Annotated in this window: 12 protein-coding genes and 1 tRNA gene; 4 read left to right on the top strand and 9 right to left on the bottom strand. The window is 56.3% G+C overall.

Features of this window, described 5'->3' with window-relative positions; genetic code table 11:
• Positions 1-4: 4 nt before the first annotated feature.
• A complete protein-coding gene (locus tag RZS32_RS17510; RefSeq protein WP_317054833.1) occupies positions 5-466 on the bottom strand; it encodes a disulfide bond formation protein B in 462 nt (153 codons plus the stop codon).
• Positions 463-1041: a YqaA family protein gene (locus RZS32_RS17505; protein ID WP_317054832.1), complete on the bottom strand. Its 579-nt coding sequence runs from the start codon at positions 1039-1041 to the stop codon at positions 463-465. Before RZS32_RS17505 ends, RZS32_RS17510 begins: the two co-directional genes overlap by 4 nt.
• A 132-nt stretch (positions 1042-1173) precedes the next feature.
• Between RZS32_RS17505 and RZS32_RS17500 the strand changes: the two genes are divergently transcribed.
• Together RZS32_RS17500 and RZS32_RS17495 are read left to right on the top strand one after the other, a co-directional pair.
• A tRNA-Leu gene (locus RZS32_RS17500) sits at positions 1174-1259 on the top strand.
• Positions 1260-1396: 137 nt separating this feature from the next.
• Complete coding sequence (locus RZS32_RS17495) at positions 1397-3019, top strand: DUF6798 domain-containing protein (protein WP_317054831.1); 1623 nt, start codon at positions 1397-1399, stop codon at positions 3017-3019.
• Here RZS32_RS17495 and RZS32_RS17490 read toward each other — a convergent pair.
• The 3 genes from RZS32_RS17490 to RZS32_RS17480 are packed head-to-tail and all read right to left on the bottom strand — an operon-like array spanning position 3001 to position 5149.
• A complete protein-coding gene (locus RZS32_RS17490; RefSeq protein ID WP_317054830.1) occupies positions 3001-3390 on the bottom strand; it encodes a GtrA family protein in 390 nt (129 codons plus the stop codon). The two genes, RZS32_RS17495 and RZS32_RS17490, sit on opposite strands and share 19 nt — an antisense overlap.
• 8 nt (positions 3391-3398) lie before the next feature.
• Positions 3399-4127, bottom strand: coding sequence for a class I SAM-dependent methyltransferase (locus RZS32_RS17485; protein ID WP_317054829.1), 729 nt, complete (start codon positions 4125-4127; stop codon positions 3399-3401).
• Complete coding sequence (locus RZS32_RS17480) at positions 4127-5149, bottom strand: glycosyltransferase family 2 protein (protein WP_317054828.1); 1023 nt, start codon at positions 5147-5149, stop codon at positions 4127-4129. Before RZS32_RS17480 ends, RZS32_RS17485 begins: the two co-directional genes overlap by 1 nt.
• Positions 5150-5918: 769 nt before the next feature.
• Between RZS32_RS17480 and RZS32_RS17475 the strand changes: the two genes are divergently transcribed.
• Positions 5919-7838, top strand: coding sequence for a Hint domain-containing protein (locus RZS32_RS17475; RefSeq protein ID WP_317054827.1), 1920 nt, complete (start codon positions 5919-5921; stop codon positions 7836-7838).
• Positions 7839-7936: 98 nt separating this feature from the next.
• Here RZS32_RS17475 and RZS32_RS17470 read toward each other — a convergent pair whose 3' ends face one another.
• The 3 genes from RZS32_RS17470 to RZS32_RS17460 form a co-directional block, all read right to left on the bottom strand.
• On the bottom strand, positions 7937-8560 hold the full coding sequence (locus RZS32_RS17470) for a nucleotidyltransferase family protein (RefSeq protein ID WP_317054826.1): 624 nt from the start codon (positions 8558-8560) through the stop codon (positions 7937-7939).
• Positions 8561-8625: 65 nt separating this feature from the next.
• Positions 8626-11043: a GcvT family protein gene (locus RZS32_RS17465; RefSeq protein ID WP_339106739.1), complete on the bottom strand. Its 2418-nt coding sequence runs from the start codon at positions 11041-11043 to the stop codon at positions 8626-8628.
• A gap of 341 nt (positions 11044-11384) precedes the next feature.
• Entirely contained in the window at positions 11385-12053 is a 669-nt protein-coding gene (locus RZS32_RS17460) for a hypothetical protein (RefSeq protein ID WP_317054824.1), read from the bottom strand.
• A gap of 373 nt (positions 12054-12426) precedes the next feature.
• On the opposite strand from RZS32_RS17460, the gene RZS32_RS17455 reads away from it, so the two are divergent.
• Positions 12427-14859, top strand: coding sequence for a GcvT family protein (locus RZS32_RS17455; RefSeq protein WP_339106738.1), 2433 nt, complete (start codon positions 12427-12429; stop codon positions 14857-14859).
• A gap of 94 nt (positions 14860-14953) precedes the next feature.
• Here the strand turns inward: RZS32_RS17455 and RZS32_RS17450 are convergent, their stop codons facing one another.
• On the bottom strand, positions 14954-16261 hold the full coding sequence (locus RZS32_RS17450) for an HlyC/CorC family transporter (protein ID WP_339106737.1): 1308 nt from the start codon (positions 16259-16261) through the stop codon (positions 14954-14956).
• Between the last annotated feature and the right edge of the window lie 26 nt (positions 16262-16287).

Genomic DNA, 16287 nt, shown 5'->3' with positions numbered 1-16287 from the left:
CGGCCTAGCTGGCGCGTGCGGCCTTTAGCCAGAGACCCGCGAGCGCTAATGCGACAACCGTGTTCCAGCTGGCCATAGACAATCCAAACATAGACCAAGGCACTTCATCACAACGCACCAATGGTGCAGAAAGGATCTGATCCATCAGTTCTTGCGCTGACAAGCCTTCGGTGCTCTGCGACGAACAGCTTGATGGCCCGTCCCACCAGCCTTTTTCGACACCTGTATGGTAGGCGCCAATACCAGCGGTCATCAAAGCCGCCAAAGCACCCAGCAACGGCAACAGAACCCATGGGAGTATCAAAGCCAAAGCGCCGATCCCAATCGCCGCGCCATGCGGCCAGCGCTGCCATATGCAAAGCTTGCAGGGGGCCATCCCACCCAGATGCTGGAACGCGAATGCTGCAAGCAGCAGCCCGGCTGATCCACCAGCGGCCAGCAGGATATAGAGCTGACGTTGTGTCATAGGAATTTCAGAACATAAAACCCGCCAAAAAGCAGGATGACAAACAGGATTGTCATCAACCCAAGACGGCGTTCGATGAAATCACGGATCGGCGCGCCAAATTTCCACAAGAGCCAGGCGACAAGGAAAAACCGCAAGCCGCGCGCCAGGATTGATGTGGCAATAAAGGTAAAGAGCGGCATGCCGGTCCACCCGGACATGATCGTGATGACCTTGTAAGGGAAGGGCGTGACACCCGCCGTCAGCACGGCCCAGAAGCCTAAATCATTGAATTTGTCGTTAAAGGCGTCCATCGCCTCGCCCTTGCCCAATGCCTCAAGAATAGGCTGACCAAGCTGTTCATAGGCAAAGGCCCCGATCGCGTAGCCAAGCATGCCACCTAAGACCGAGCTCACCAAGGCGACCCCGGCGATCAGCCAGGCGCGCGACGGGCGGGCAATGATCATGGGGATCATAAGGACATCAGGGGGGATGGGAAAGACCGAGCTTTCGACAAAAGACACCACCGCCAGCACCCAAAGCGCGCGGGGATGGTCGGCCAGAGAAATGACCCAATCGTACAGACGTCGCAGCATGAAACGGCCTCAATAGTGTACCTGTTTGCGAATGACCATGCGTCCGGTATCGCGTCAAGGGCAAAGCATTGCATTTTCCCGGTCAGTCCCCTCTGGACGCGCCTGCGCGCATTGGCTAGAAGTCACCCGCGTGCCCAAGTGGCGGAATGGTAGACGCAGGGGATTCAAAATCCCCCGCCTTTGCGGGCGTGCCGGTTCGAGTCCGGCCTTGGGTACCAAATCCATTCCCGACAGTGTTTTCGGACCAACCGTGCTTTGCGTGCGTCATGGCATGGAGCGTTGTTCCGTGCTGCCTTGATTTGCGGGCATTTTTCATGCGTAAGTCGCACAAGAAACAAGAAAAGAGCAGTCAGGCATGCACCTGCACCACATCCTGTTTGCGGTGGCCCTTGGGCTTTTGGCCCACGCATTCATCGGGTATTTTCCGTACCCCTATGGCGATGATTTTGCCTATGCACCTCTGGCTGACTATCGCGTCGACCCGACGCTATACCCGCGGGATGATCAACTGCGGCTCTTTGCCAATCACGCCAAAGTCTACGATTGGCTGCATGCTTTGGGCACAGCGACCTTTGGTGTTGAACCGGTGTTCCGCATGGCCCTATGGGTGTTGGCCGCTGGCGTCGCAGTCGTATTGTATGTCTTGCTGATCGCACTCGGAGCGCCGCTTTTTGCCTTGCCATTGGTGTTGGGCCTTGGTGTTGAGGTGCGGTTGGATGGACTGGGCCGTGGAGATTTTGGCGGGCTCATTTCTCCCTTCTTTCACCATCACAACGTCGCACTCGCTTTGGTGCTGGGCGCTATTTCTGCCGCTTGCTTGCGTAAATCTTTGTTTGCGGGGGTGCTCTTGGGGTTGGCCGTTTTCGCGCAGCCCATGACAGCGTTTCACGGCGCCCTGATTGCCGGGGTCGGCGCTTTGCTTAGACATCCAGGCGATGCGGTCAAAATGGCGCTTGCAGCCATCCTTGTGGCCCTTCCCGCCGCGTTACCGATTTTGTCATCCCTCTGGGCCGTCCCTGACACTGCGGTGTCCCTAGACATTATCGAAGAGGCTTACCGGTTTCGGGCACCGCATCACTACGATCCAACCTGGCACTCCATCGGTGTGGCGACTGTATATCTGTTGGCCGGTCTTGTAGGCAGTTTGCAACTGATGCGTTCTGATGCCTCAATCGGCCGGTTTGCTTTGGGTGTCATGATCAGTTTCGCCCTTTTGCACATGATCACAATCATGATTTACAAGTTGAGCCTCTCCGACTGGGTTCCCCTGTTCGTTCTTGATGCCAACCGCTCCACGCCCATTATGTTTGCAATTGCGCCGGCCCTGGCTCTCGCCGGGCTTTTGCGTGCGCCTTGGTCATCGCTGCACTGGTTAAGTGGCGGCCTTTTGGGTGGTGTTATCGCTCTGAACATCTCTGTTGGAGGTGTGTTTTTCATCGTGCTTGGCATCCTTATGTGGCGTATAGGCCATGACGCGCGGAGGAAATCACTTTTGACCATTGGTTTGGTCACAGCTCTTTTACTTTTGTTCCCGGCCAAACCGTCTGTCCCGCCTGTTCCTGCAGAAACGCGACAAGCGCTGGAGGAAATACGTGATGTCACACCGCGGGATGCGCTTTTTGTCATCCCAATCAGTTTGTCTGAATTTCGTTTGATTGCGCAACGCAGCGCCTATGTGGACTTCAAGCTGTTTTCCGTGGCTCAACCCGAACAAGCCGCTTTGACTCGGGAACGCATCGACCAGATCGTGGATCCTTCACCCGAAAATCGCGATGCTGCTGGGTGGTTGGCCGCGATCCGCTGGAGTGAGGATCAACGTCATGCGGCGACGTGCGCTGGCATGGTCGACATCCTGGAGCAAACCGGGGCTGACTATTTTTTGCGGCTTGTTGCGCAGGATGAAGCCCCGCAAGACTGTGCGCAGTTGTCACGTGTGGTGCAAAGCAAAACGCTTGTTCTTTATGGCCCGTCGCGCTGAGGGTCGTGAAAAACCCAGAGCTTGCAAAGAACAAAGGTTGAGAGCGGAACTGCGACCGCAACAACGCCCATGGCTGCCAAGAAGGGCAAGCCCGCGATGTCGGTGATCGCATAGGTTAAACCACTCGAAACGCAGAGGCCCAGCACAGACACCGACAAAAAGCGTGTCCCGTGAACCCGATGTTTTAACTCGGTGGAAAAGGTGAAATGGCCATGTCCGAAATAGGAAAAGCCGACGGCTGTCAAAAAACCGGTGAGGTTTGAGAGTTGTGGATCTGCGCCAAAACCTTCTGCCACGATCAAAGCGACCGTAACGTGCAGAAGCGTGGCGAGTGCGCCGATGCCAGCAAACCTTGAAAGTTGCTTAATCACGGGTGCGGTCACTCGGATGACAAGACTGCGCAGAGGGACAATCCGACAGGCATTTTGACGCGTCCAACCAAATGCCGTTCTGCGCCAAACACGGTGCGCAGGGCGGCGTTGATCAACGGATTGGGAAGCGTGTCGTCTGCACGATCAGACCGCACAACTGCCTTGGCGGCGCGCCCGGCGACAGCCACGGGGAACAGAGCTGTGTTAAAGTAAAACCCATGTTCCATTTTTAACCCGGCAGCGGTGGCAACCTCTGCGAGATGCGATTTCGTATACCGGCGGAAATGGTGATGCCTTTCGTCATGACGCGACCAAAGCCAGGGAAAGGCTGGAACGGTCATCACGATACGGCCTTCAGGTGCGAGACGCGACTTGAGGGAGGCCAGAGAAGCTTCGTCTTTTTCAACATGTTCGAGGACATCGAAAAGCCCAATCAGATCAAAGCGTTCATTTTTGTAGGGAATAGCGTCGGGCAGCGCACCTTCGGCAATTGCCAAAGAGCTCTTCAGTTCAGCCGTGCGTCTTGCATCCGCATCAAGCTCAAACGCACGAACTTGCCCAAACGCCTCCAGCATTTGAAGATTGCCGCCCGTGCCGCAGCCGGCTTCGAGAATACGTGCCTCCGTCGGCAGATTCACCAGCCTTGTGATAACTGCAGTCAATATTTGACGCCGGGCGGCAAACCACCAATGCACGTCTTCTTGTTCTGCCATTCGGTCAAATACAGCGCGATCCATTATGATTTCTCCTTTCCGCTATGCACTGAGCGCAGCACATAGAGCGGACGTTCGCGAACTTCGGAATAAATGCGCCCGATATATTCCCCAAGGATGCCTATGGCGAAAAGGTTCAGCCCGCCAAAAAGCAGGATGAGAATGATCGTTGAAGCATATCCAGGGACGTCCACACCAATGATCAGCGTTCGCAGTAAGATCGTCGTGGCATACAAAAAGGACATCAGAGCAAGAATGGCACCGGTATAGGTCCAAATTCTCAGAGGGGCCGTGGTCGAGGAAAATATTCCATCGAGTGCGAAATTCCATAACCGCCAATAGGACCATGCACTCGTGCCATGCTCGCGTTTTGGGCGTTCGAATGTTACCTCAGCTGTTTCAAATCCGACCCAGCTGAAAAGTGCCTTGTTAAACCTGACGCGTTCGCCCAATTCGCGTACAACATCGACCACCTGGCGATCGAGAAGTCGAAAATCCCCGACATCTTGTGGAATTGCGTGCTCTGAAAGCCGGTTAAAGATGCGGTAGAACCCTTGGGCTGTGATACGTTTAAGCCAAGTATCTTCGGCCCTGCCGCTGCGGCGTGCATTGACCACTTTCGCCCCTTTTTCCCAGTGCTTGAGCATTTCAGGAATAAGCTCGGGCGGGTCCTGCAGGTCGACATCCATCGGAATGCAGGCATCGCCTTTGGCATGGTCGATCCCGGCGCAAAGCGCGGCTTCCTTGCCGAAGTTGCGCGACAGGTTCACGAGGCAGAGGCGCGGGTTTTCGAGCATGCGGCTTCGGATTGCGAACTCGGTGGCGTCTCGGCTGCCGTCATTCACGAAGACGATTTCGTAGGTGTAGGTCTTGGCCAGTGGTGCGAATACGTCGTCAATGCGGGCCAAAAACGGCTCGATGGCTTGTTGTTCGTTAAATACCGGCACAACGAGTGAAACCAGTTTTTGCTTGCCGCGAGACCCGGTGCGTTTTCCCTGGTTTTGCGCCATGCTTTTATCGGCGACAGCCATCGCTTTGCTTGCCATTTTGCCCTCTTACCGTGCCCAAACCACGTGTGATGTCTGGTACCTAGACAAAAAGTCAGGCCAAAGTTTGACGATAATGCAGTGTTTGTGGCGCGCTTCGGGGCAGGTGATGTGTTGTCAACGAGCGGCAAGGAATTGCACACGCTCGCACAATCCAAAGTGAAATATGGCCAGATTATGTCTTCTACCGCCTTGATTCGTGTCTCCGCGCGAATGATTGTTTCCAAATAAAGAACGCATTGCAGAAAAATTGCCTATTACCGATGAATTTTGACCAATCAGCGTTATGCGCCCGGTAGGCTTTTCCCGTTGAAGGCGAGGTGGCCATTGTATTTGAAATTGAAACAGTAAGAGCGCTTCGCGTGCTCAATGTTGTCGGTCAAATTCAATTTACAGGAAAATATTGAAACTGCTTTTCTCTGTTGTTCTCGAATTCAGGACAATCTTCTTTTCGATTTACATACGTTTTTCGCGCACCACACGCATTGCTTGTTCCCGGACACAAAGAAGACATGTTTCTGCCAGTTTTCACTTTCGTCAACTCGTCACATTCCTTTAACTAAGAGAAGGCCCGCCTGGGGGTGGTGTCTGCACTTAGCAGGAATTTTGCGCCAAATGCCGGTCTGGGGAGATCGCAACATGGCCAAACCCTGATGTTGCAAGAGGACCTCGAAGTCCCTTCCGCACTCATGGTGTTCAGACAACCGCATCGTCGCTGGGCTTGTTACGTGTAAGCCGTTCATCCGGACGGTGTGTGTTGGAGATGACGATGCCTAATAACGTCAATGACCCGTTTGCCGCAAACCTCGTTGGGTTGTGGGATTTTCTGTCTTCTGATCCGGATGCGGACACGGGCCTCGCTGATGGTGTGGCACAAGACGGCGAGTTCGAGGGCGATGCCTTCGCATCGGGGGATGCGCTCCAGACCGATGGTCGTGGAGACTACTTTGACGTAAACGGAGGCAATGACGCAGCCTTCAATCTCTCCGAAGGCAGCGTCGCGGTGCAGTTTACACAAGATGCACATGTCGGAACATCTGACGACACTCTTGTTAACCGCGGCGAATTCAACGACCGCAGCAGTGAAGGCTACTTCGGGATTAACGTGTCGCTCGAGGGTGCTGTGAACGTACGGCATGTCGACGGTGGCGAAGATGTGAATGTCAGCACGCCGGATGACTTTTTCTCTCCGGGAGATACGGTCAAGGCAACCTACACTTGGTCCGAGACCGAAGGCGGTCGGTTTTTTGTTGAAAACCTGACCACCGGCGAAAACTACTCTCAAGACATCGACACCACCGGTCTGACGATGGACATCGGCGACAATGACGACGAGTCCTGGACCTTTGCGGCCCGTGAAAAAGACGATGGTCGGTATGATCATTTCTTCAACGGCTCAATTGATTATGTCGCTGTTTATAATACCGATATTCTGGGAGAGCCGGATGGCGTCGTAAGCGGCAATGACGCCGACAATGAGATTGATGCCGACTTTCTTGGTGACCCGCAGGGAGATCGTGTTGACAATGAGGATGCGATCCTTCCGGGGGCAGCGCCCAATGATGACGTTATCGATGCGCTTGGCGGAGATGATGAGGTTGAGGCGGGTGAGGGCAACGATGTTGTCTTTGGCGGCTCCGGCGACGACGAAGTTGAGGGCGGTGCTGGCGATGACATCATCTTTGGCGACAGCTCCCTGTCCGGTCCCGCCACCGAAGATGGCGATGATGACCTTGAGGGCGGCGCCGGCGATGACCAAATCTTTGGCGAAGGCGGCGACGACGAGATCGAAGGTGGCGACGGCAATGACCTGATTTCCGGTGGCGATGGCGAGGATGAACTCTCCGGGGGCGCAGATCGTGACACGTTCATAGATATCACCGCCGGTGATGAAATCGACGGTGGGGAAACCACCACATCGGGCGATCCCGACGATGATTTTGATACACTTGACCTGACTGGTGCGGCCGAAGCGGAAAACCCGGGCGGCAGTCTTCGCGTGACATTCACGTCTGCGGATCAGGAAGATGGTTTCGTTACCTTCTTTGACGCAGATGGCAATGAAACCGGCGAGGCCGAATTCAGCAATATTGAAAATGTTATCCCCTGCTTCACACCCGGTATGGTAATTGCAACACCCACAGGTGAGCGGCTTGTGGAGGATTTGCAAGTGGGGGACCGCGTGATCACCCGCGACAATGGTTTGCAGGAAATTCGCTGGATCGGACAGCGTGATCTGACCAAGCAGGAACTGCGCCAGGCGCCGCATCTGAAACCTGTTCTTATTCGCGCAGGTTCGCTTGGGCACGGCTTGCCGGAACGCGATATGCTTGTGTCGCCGCAGCACCGCCTGCTGCTCGCCAGCGAGAAATCGTCGCTTTATTTCGAAGAGCGCGAGGTGCTCGCCGCCGCCAAACACCTAACCCACAAGGCGGGCGTTGAAGTGGTTGAGGCCAGCAGCGTGAGTTACGTGCATTTCATGTTCGACCGCCATGAGGTGGTTCTGTCCAACGGCTCCTGGACCGAAAGTTTCCAGCCAGGTCAACAGGTTCTGGATGGTATGGGTCATGCGCAGCGCAGCGAGATCTTTAATCTGTTCCCGGAGCTTCAGGATCACGACGGCATCGAGGCCTATCAGGCCGCGCGCAAGTCGCTAAAGCACCACGAGGCGCGGCTATTGGTGGGGTGACGCTATTTTGAATGCAGCCCGCCGGTCTGCTCTACAAAGACCGGCACAATCGAAATCAGAGACTGGGGGTCTCGATTTCGAGTTTAGCAGTCCCGGCCTTACGGCTGGGATTGCTTGCTTTTGGCGACACGTAACGCGCGCCAGGCCTCCCAGGCTTCCGGTGTATCAAGATCTGTGACCGCGCGTTTGCCAGGCAAAGGGCAGGGGGTGATCGGCTCATTTCTCAAAAGAGCTTTGGCGCCTTGATCCCCTGTGAGCCGCGCGAGGGCGCCGAAAAGCCGGGCCGGTAAGACAGTTGGATGGCCCGTCTGGCCTTCGGCTGTTGTGGCACGAATGACGGCGTCGGGATGGGCCCGGTGCGTGTCATGCAAGGTTGCGAAATCCTCGGCGCACACATCTGGCAAATCGGGCAGGGCCACCATCAATGCTGTGGCCCCTTGTGCCATGGCCCAGTTGGCCCCCATGCGGATCGACGCGCTGAGGCCCTCGTCTGCGTCGGCGATGTTCATCAAGGTTACCTGATCATCGCGCACGGGCTGCAGGGCGTTAACCCTGTCTTCCGACTGCGCAGGCAGGGTGATCAGCACCGGAACCCCGAGCGTCATCACCGCAGAGGTTTGCCGCGCCAGAAGCGGTACGCCGTCAATCTTTTCCAGCAGCTTGTCCCGCCCGCGCATACGCGTGGACGCCCCGGCAGCAGGAACAAGACAAACGAGGCTCATAGGACGCTCTTTGTGAGTGACTTAGCTTAGAGTGACCGATCTAAACCTGACCGGCAAGCCGTGCTTCAGCCTCGCATGCGTGTGCCTTCGGGATCAAAGTATGGCTCTGAAATCAACTGTGCCGGGCGCATTTCGCCCAGAATTTCGATTTCAGCCTGCAGCCCCGGTTTGGCCAACTCTGTAGGGATCAAGGCCAGTGCGATGGATTTATCGGCGTGATGCGAATAGCCGCCTGACGTGCAGAAGCCCTGAACCTTGCCATTGATCCAGACGGGTTCATAGGCATGCACATCTGCGTCCAGTGCCGCGACCTCAAAAGGCACAAGTGTGCGCGCAGACCCTGAGGCGCGTTCCGCCTCAACCGCAGCGCGGCCGATGAAATCACTGTTCTTGGTGAAGCTGACAAACCGGTCCATGCCGGTTTCTGCGGGGGTGTAGTCAGGTGAGAATTCGCTAAGCCAAGACCCAAAGAACCGGTCCAGCCTGAGCGACATCATCGCGCGCATGCCAAAAGGTTTGATGCCGACGCTTTGACCCGCCTCCCATAGCACGGCCCATAACGCCCGTTGGGCCATGGGATCACAGTAGATTTCATATCCCAGATCGCCGGTGTAGCTGACGCGCTGGACCAGGCAATCGACCATCCCGACCGTCACATGCCGCACATCCATGAACCGCATGGTTGAGATGTCCATGCGCGTACAGGATTGCAGCAGATCGCGCGCCTTGGGGCCAGCAATCTGAAACCCGTTCAGCCGGTCCGAGATGTTCTCAAGCTCCACACCCTCTGCCTCGTTCATCTGGAACCAGCGCATGTGGTAGGCTTGTGAGCCGTAAGAGGCGGTGAGTTGAAACGCGGTATCGCTGAGACAGGAGACGGTGAAATCCCCGATCAGACGCCCCTTGTGCGACAACATCGGTGTCAGGCTGATCCGCCCCGGTTTTGGGATGCGCCCGGCCATGATCCGGTCAAGCCACTCGCGGGCGTTAACGCCCGTCACCAGATACTTGCCAAAGTTGTGAACCTCATTGATTCCAACGCCTTGCCGGACGGCCTTCACCTCGCGGGCAGTCGCCTCCCACGCGTTGGAACGCCGGAAGCTGGGTGTTTCAAACCGCGGTTCATCGCCTTGGGCAAAGTAGTTCACGACCTCTAGCCCGTATTGGTGCCCCCAGACAGCACCCATGGCGTCAAACACGTCATACATCGGCGTCTGCCGGAACGGGCGCGCGGCGGGGAGTTCCTCGTTCGGGTAGGAAACGGAAAAGCGTTTCTGGTAGTTCTCGATCACCTTGGGCAGGGTGTAGCCCGGCGTGATCCAATCGCCGTAACGCGCCACATCCATCGCCGAGACGTCGCGCTCACATTCGCCCTCGACCATCCACTGAGCCAACACCAGGCCGACACCGCCGCCCTGGCTGAAACCGGCCATGACACCGCAGGCGGACCAGTAATTGCGCAAGCCCGGAACGGGGCCGACCAAAGGGTTGCCATCTGGGGCAAAAGTGAACGGTCCGTGGATGACGGATTTCACACCCGCGCGCTCCAGACAAGGGAAGCGTTTGTAAGCGAAATCAATGGACTGTTCGATCTTGTCAAAGTCATCGGGAAGGAGTTCGTGGCCAAACTCCCACGGCGTGCCGTCGACTGACCACGCGCGGCAGGGCTGTTCGTAGAACCCGATGCAAAGCCCGCGGCCTTCTTGCCGGAGGTAACTTTCCCCGGCGGGGTCCATCACGTGGGGATGCTCTTCACCCGCGTCGATAATCTCAGCGATTTCAGGGACTTCTTCGGTGACGAGATACTGGTGCTCCATCGGATAGATGGGCACATAGATCCCCGCCATCGCCCCCACTTCACGCGCCCAGAGGCCGCCAGCATTCACCACATGTTCGGCATGGATGGTGCCGCGTTCGGTGACAACATCCCAGGAGCCATCAGGATTCTGGTTTGTTTCTATGACCTTACAGTTGGTCAGGATCGTCGCACCCCCTAAGCGCGCGGCCTTGGCGTAGGCATGCGTGGTGCCGGAAGGATCAAGGTGGCCGTCGAGCGGATCATAGAGTGCGCCCAGAATGCCGTCGGTGTTTGTAATCGGTGCAATTTTGCGAATCTCGTCGGGGCCGACAATCTCGGTCTCAAGCCCCATATAGCGGTGCTTGGCCCGCTCGGCGAGCAGCATGTCGAACCGGTCCTTGTTGTCCGCCAGCGTCACGCCGCCCACGTGATGAAGCCCGCAGGACATGCCGGTGATTTCCTCTAACTCCTTGTAAAGTTTGATCGTATAGCCCTGTAGTACGGCCATATTCGTGTCGCCGTTCAGGGTGTGAAAACCGCCCGCCGCGTGCCATGTGGACCCCGAAGTCAGTTCTGAGCGCTCAATCAGCGTCACATCCGACCAACCCAGCTTGGTCAGGTGATAGAGCACACTGCACCCGACAACTCCGCCGCCGATCACGGCCACACGCGTGGTGGTTTTCATGGGGGTCTCCCTCGTCTGAAATCGTGGTGTCAGACTGTCTGGCCTGCCGCTCCGGGCATGTCAATTTGCGACAGGATGTGTCGTTTCCATGGTCGAATGGTTAACGGCCTTAAAATGCAGGAATTTGGACGTCAGTAGTGCGTCGGTATCACGTCGGTATTGCGTCGGTGCAGGGTCGGTAAGGGGTGTGGGTTAATATGGCGTGCGGTGGGTTATGTGATTGTTAGGGGATGGGGGGAGTGTTGGCACGTGAGGTTGGTGAATCTCCGCTTTGCGGACAAACCTGCCTTTCAAAACGCGAGTCTTGCCCGACAGTGCCACTCCGTTTTCGAACGGTTCAGCTAAGTTTTCCAAGGCAGCCCATTCTGCACTTCCTCAAAAGAGTAGGTCATTACCGTTTTTGGCACTTCCCGAGATAATAGTATCCCGGGCAAAGTAGGACCATCTTCAAACAGGCCTTCACCAATATCATCTATTTGAAAGTGAGAGAGGTTTGTCGCCAGCATTTCAGGTGTGAATCTATCCTTTTTTCTACGAGCGCTGAAAGAGGATGTGTTTTCGAAGTCAAACGGTTCGCCGAACTGCTCGAAGACCCAACGGCCACCGTCATTTGCAGCACAGATTGAGCGCCTGCAGACCGCGTCTGGATCGTAGACACTCCACATTGTTGCAGGAAACACAGCATCGGGCTTACTACAAACACACATGGTTCTAACACGCATCCTACGAGACAACACTCGCGCTATCGACAGAGGGTCAGAACCATTAAGCCCGTTTCTATAAACAACGGTCCACCTGTTCTTGGCAGGCAACAGCAGTGTCTTGTTGAGCACTGCACATAAGGGTTCGAGTTCCGAGAGAAACCCCGAGAGAGTATTCTGTTCATGTTTGACGTCCAATCTGTGACCGAGCTCGAGCCACCATCTTTGGATTTCATCCGCTACACTTACAGGATCAGTCTCGATGAGGCCGAAATCTTGCGTGACGGGATAGTAATTGCTTACGACCATATCGGCTCCTACGTATTATGAATTGATCTTTGCTGAAAATGCGGTCATGGCCAATCCACGCTGCCAAGAAAAACGTCCGCTAAGGGCTCATATTGGACATCTGATAGTTTCAGTCGGAAAGTTACTTATCCAAGAGCCGTCCAACTGCGAGAGCGGGCGCGCAGCCCATCGCGCTGCTTTGGATTGTTTCTGATTTGGGCCGATGCCAATCCTTCTTATTCCCCCACACGCATCCATTGCCGCAATCTGAAATCCTCTGACGCAAACCGAAAGGACAAAACCGCGACAGGCGACAAAACATGTCGCGAAGTGTCCGTCAGGCGCGCGCGGGGATGTGCATCCTGACATCAAACAGGCGACAGAGGTGAGACCCATGAAGACCCATGCTCAGGCAGTTGTTATCGGGGGCGGCGTGATTGGCTGCTCGGTGCTGTATCACCTTACGAAACTGGGCTGGTCGGATGTGGTTCTGCTTGAACGCGATGAACTGACATCAGGATCGACCTGGCACGCGGCAGCCAACATTCATGGGTTGCATGACAGCGCCAACATCTCCCGCCTGCAGCATTACACGATGAACCTTTACAATTCGCTGGAGGAAGAGACCGGTCAAAGCTGTGGCGTGTTCCAGCCTGGTTCGCTCTACCTGGCGCAGACGGAAAACCGTGAGCATCAGCTCAAGCTGCAGGCCGCCAAAGCGCAGCTATACGGCATGAACTTCCACGAGATCAGCCGCGAAGAGGCTGAGGAAAAGCACCCGCTGGTCAATTTCGACGGTATCCGTTGCATCATGTGGGAGCCGGATGGTGGCAATGTGGACCCTTCGGGTGTGACCAATGCCTATGCCGTGGGGGCGCGGCAGCGTGGGGCGGAAATTCATCGCTTTACACCTGTTACAGCGACCACGCAAAAGCCGGATGGTAGCTGGATCGTCGAGACGCCGAATGGCAATATCGAGACCGAATGGGTGATCAACTGCGCCGGGCTTTGGGGGCGCGAAGTGGCCGCACTGGCGGGCATTGAGGTGCCGCTGCAGCCCACAGAACACCAGTATTTCGTGACTGAGACGATTGCCGAGATTGACGGCATGGATCGTCGTCTGCCGTCTGTGGCAGACCGCGATGGGGAATATTACCTGCGTCAGGAAGGCAAGGGCCTTTTGATTGGGGCCTACGAGAAAGACATGAAATTCTGGGCCGAAGCCGGCACACCGCTTGATTTTGCCCATGATCTGTTTGCCGATGATCTCGACCGGATTATGGAGAACGTGATGCGCGCCATGGACCGCGTGCCAGTGGCGGCTGAGGCGGGGATCAAGCGGGTGATTAACGGCCCAATGATCTGGTCCCCCGACAGCAATGTGATCCTTGGACCTGTACCGGAGTTGAAGAACTACTTCATGGTCGGCGGCATCATTCCTGGGTTCAGCCAATCGGCAGGCATGGGCCTGATGGTCAGTCAGTGGATCGTCGAAGGTGAGATGCAATATGACATGTTCCCCTGGGACATCGCGCGCTTCGGGCTCTGGGCCAATGACAAGGATTTTGTGAAAGCCAAGGTGGAGGATGTCTATGCGCATCGCTTTGCCATCCATTATCCCAACGAGGAACGCGCGGCGGGCCGGCCTGTGCGCACGCGGCCCATCTACGCCTTGCAAAAGGAAATGGGCGCGGTCTTTGGCCTCAACTACGGCTGGGAGCATCCGCAATGGTTTGCTGATGCACCAGGGGTCGAGGACACGAACGGGTTCACCCGCCAGAACTGGTGGGGACCTGTGGGTGAGGAATGCAAGATGCTGCGCGACCGCGCAGGTATCATTGATATCTCGAACTTCGCAAAATATCACGTGAAGGGGCCGGGGGCCGAGGATTGGCTGAATGCCGTCTTTGCCAACCGGATGCCAAAATCCGTAGGTCGGTCCTGCCTGACGCCGTTGATCGGCGTGCGCGGCGGGATTGCGGGGGATGCCACTGTGACCCGCGTGGCCGAAGACGAGTTCTGGGTGATCTCGTCCGGTATGGCTGAACGCTATCACAAGCGCTTTTTCGACATGGTGCCATTGCCAGAAGGCACGACATTTGAAAGCCACACCGAGGCGATGTGCGGGTTTAACGTGGCAGGCCCCAGTTCACGCGACATGCTGCAACGCATGACCAACCATTCGCTGGCGACTGAGGACATGCCGTTCATGCGTTCGGCGATGATTGATCTGGCTGGTGTGCGGTGTCTGGCCCTTCGTGTGAGCTTCACCGGCGATCTGGGCTGGGAATTGCACTGCAAGACGGAAGATCAGGAAAAACTCTACCGCGCGCTTCTGGAGGTCGGCAAAGAGTTTGGCGCAGGGCCCGTGGGCGGCCGCGCCCTGATGTCGATGCGCGTAGAGAAGGGCTATGGCTCATGGTCCCGCGAATACAGCCCGGAGTATTTCCCGCATGAGGTGGGTTTTGCGCCGCTCTGCAAGATGGACAAGGAGTTTCTGCACAAAGAGGCCACGGCCAAGGTCATGTCTGAGCCCACACGCGAAGAGCTTGTGCTCATTCATATTGACGAAGACGCGGTCAACGCCTCGAACGCTGATGCCACGGGCGGCGAACCCATCCGGGATTCCAAGGGCAACCCGGTGGGGCGCGTGACCTCGGGGACCTATGGTTACACGGTGGGTATGAGCCTGGCGCTTGGCTATGTGAAATCCGGCACGGTGAAGGCAGGGGATGACGTGGAGGTCATGGTTCTGGGGCAGCCACATAAGGCGCGTATCCTGCATGAGCCGCCGTTTGATCCCAAGGGCGAAAAACTGCGCGCGTGACGCCTTCGGTGAGAGTATTTGGGGAACAGTGAAAGACGGGGCAAAGACCTTAATCTTTCATCGTTCTTAAAAATACTCAAACCCGGCCTGACCCTCAGAGCTTGCGGATCTTCAGCTTGGTGATGCGGTTGTCCTGCTTTTCCACGACTTCAAATCGGAAGCCGTGGAAGTTAAAGACCTGCTTCACGTTGGGGATGATCTGGGCCTCATGGATGACCAAACCAGCGACGGTGTTGGCTTCATCATCCGGCAGGGTCCAGTCTGTCGCGCGGTTGAGGTCGCGGATGGTCATGGCGCCGTCGATGAGGAATTGGTCATCATCGGCGCGCCGGATCGGATGCTCGGCTTGTGGGTCGAATTCGTCCGTAATCTCACCGACGATCTCTTCCAGAATATCCTCCAGAGTGATCAGCCCCTGAAGGTCGCCATATTCATCCACCACGAGCGCAAAATGCGAGCGCATGCGCAGGAATTGCCGCATCTGGTCATCCAGCGTGGTGGTTTCCGGCACAAAATAGGGTTTCATCGCCACCGAGCAGATGTCGAAATTCTTGAGCAACTCGCGATTGCCGAAATCCTGCGTGATCAGCTTGTGCATGGCGCGCAAGAGGTCTTTGGCATGGACCACGCCGATGATGTTGTCGGGGTCATCTCGGAAAACGGGCAGGCGGGTGTGGTTGCTTTTCAGGCATTGATCAAGGATCGCCTCGGCGTCCAGTTCGGCGTCGATCATTTCGATCTGGCTGCGGTGAAGCATGATTTCTTCCACAGCACGTTCGCCAAGATCCAGAGCGCCAAGGATGCGGTCGCGGTCTTCTTTTTCGACCACACCTTCGGAATGGCCGAGGTAAAGCGCACCGGCGATCTCCTCGCGCACGGCAAGGATGTGACTGTCCGGATCGGTTCTGACGCCAAACAGGCTCAGGACACCGCGCACCAGAACCCGCACCGCCGATACGACCGGATCAAAGATGCGAATGATAAACTTGATGACCGGGGCGGCCTTGGAGGCGGCCACTTCGGCGTTCGTGATGGCGTAGGTTTTTGGCAAAACCTCAGCGAAGATAAGAACCAGCAAGGTCATGACCAGTGTGGCCAGAGCCACTCCGGATTCGCCGAAAAGCCGCGTGAAGAGGGCCGTGGCCAGCGACGTGGCCAAGATGTTTACAAGGTTATTGCCCAAAAGGACCGAGCCAATCAGGCGTTCATTGTCTTCTGTGATCTCAAGCGCCTTTTCGGCGCCTTTTGAGCCTTTTTCAGCCTGCGCACGCAATTTACCGCGCGACGCAGCCGTCAGCGCGGTTTCACTGCCCGAGAAACAGGCCGAGAGGACCAAGAGCCCAAGAATTGAAAGGCAGGTGATCCAAAAGGCCGCGTCGAGCGAAGATGATACGGGTTCCATCTAGGGTCTTATCCAAGTCGTTCCTT

Origin of the sequence: Roseovarius sp. W115 (assembly GCF_032842945.2) — a bacterium.
GTDB lineage: Bacteria > Pseudomonadota > Alphaproteobacteria > Rhodobacterales > Rhodobacteraceae > Roseovarius > Roseovarius rhodophyticola.
The sequence above is the reverse complement of the archived record's forward strand: the minus strand, read 5'-3'. Positions and strand labels throughout refer to the sequence as shown.

Bases quoted from the DNA above. Each gene is read 5' to 3' on its own strand.
- RZS32_RS17510 (WP_317054833.1), bottom strand. From the start codon at position 466: ATGACACAACGTCAGCTCTATATCCTGCTGGCCGCTGGTGGATCAGCC.
- RZS32_RS17505 (WP_317054832.1), bottom strand. From the start codon at position 1,041: ATGCTGCGACGTCTGTACGATTGGGTCATTTCTCTGGCCGACCATCCC.
- RZS32_RS17495 (WP_317054831.1), top strand. From the start codon at position 1,397: ATGCACCTGCACCACATCCTGTTTGCGGTGGCCCTTGGGCTTTTGGCC.
- RZS32_RS17485 (WP_317054829.1), bottom strand. From the start codon at position 4,127: ATGGATCGCGCTGTATTTGACCGAATGGCAGAACAAGAAGACGTGCAT.
- RZS32_RS17480 (WP_317054828.1), bottom strand. From the start codon at position 5,149: ATGGCAAGCAAAGCGATGGCTGTCGCCGATAAAAGCATGGCGCAAAAC.
- RZS32_RS17475 (WP_317054827.1), top strand. From the start codon at position 5,919: ATGCCTAATAACGTCAATGACCCGTTTGCCGCAAACCTCGTTGGGTTG.
- RZS32_RS17470 (WP_317054826.1), bottom strand. From the start codon at position 8,560: ATGAGCCTCGTTTGTCTTGTTCCTGCTGCCGGGGCGTCCACGCGTATG.
- RZS32_RS17465 (WP_339106739.1), bottom strand. From the start codon at position 11,043: ATGAAAACCACCACGCGTGTGGCCGTGATCGGCGGCGGAGTTGTCGGG.
- RZS32_RS17460 (WP_317054824.1), bottom strand. From the start codon at position 12,053: ATGGTCGTAAGCAATTACTATCCCGTCACGCAAGATTTCGGCCTCATC.
- RZS32_RS17455 (WP_339106738.1), top strand. From the start codon at position 12,427: ATGAAGACCCATGCTCAGGCAGTTGTTATCGGGGGCGGCGTGATTGGC.
- RZS32_RS17450 (WP_339106737.1), bottom strand. From the start codon at position 16,261: ATGGAACCCGTATCATCTTCGCTCGACGCGGCCTTTTGGATCACCTGC.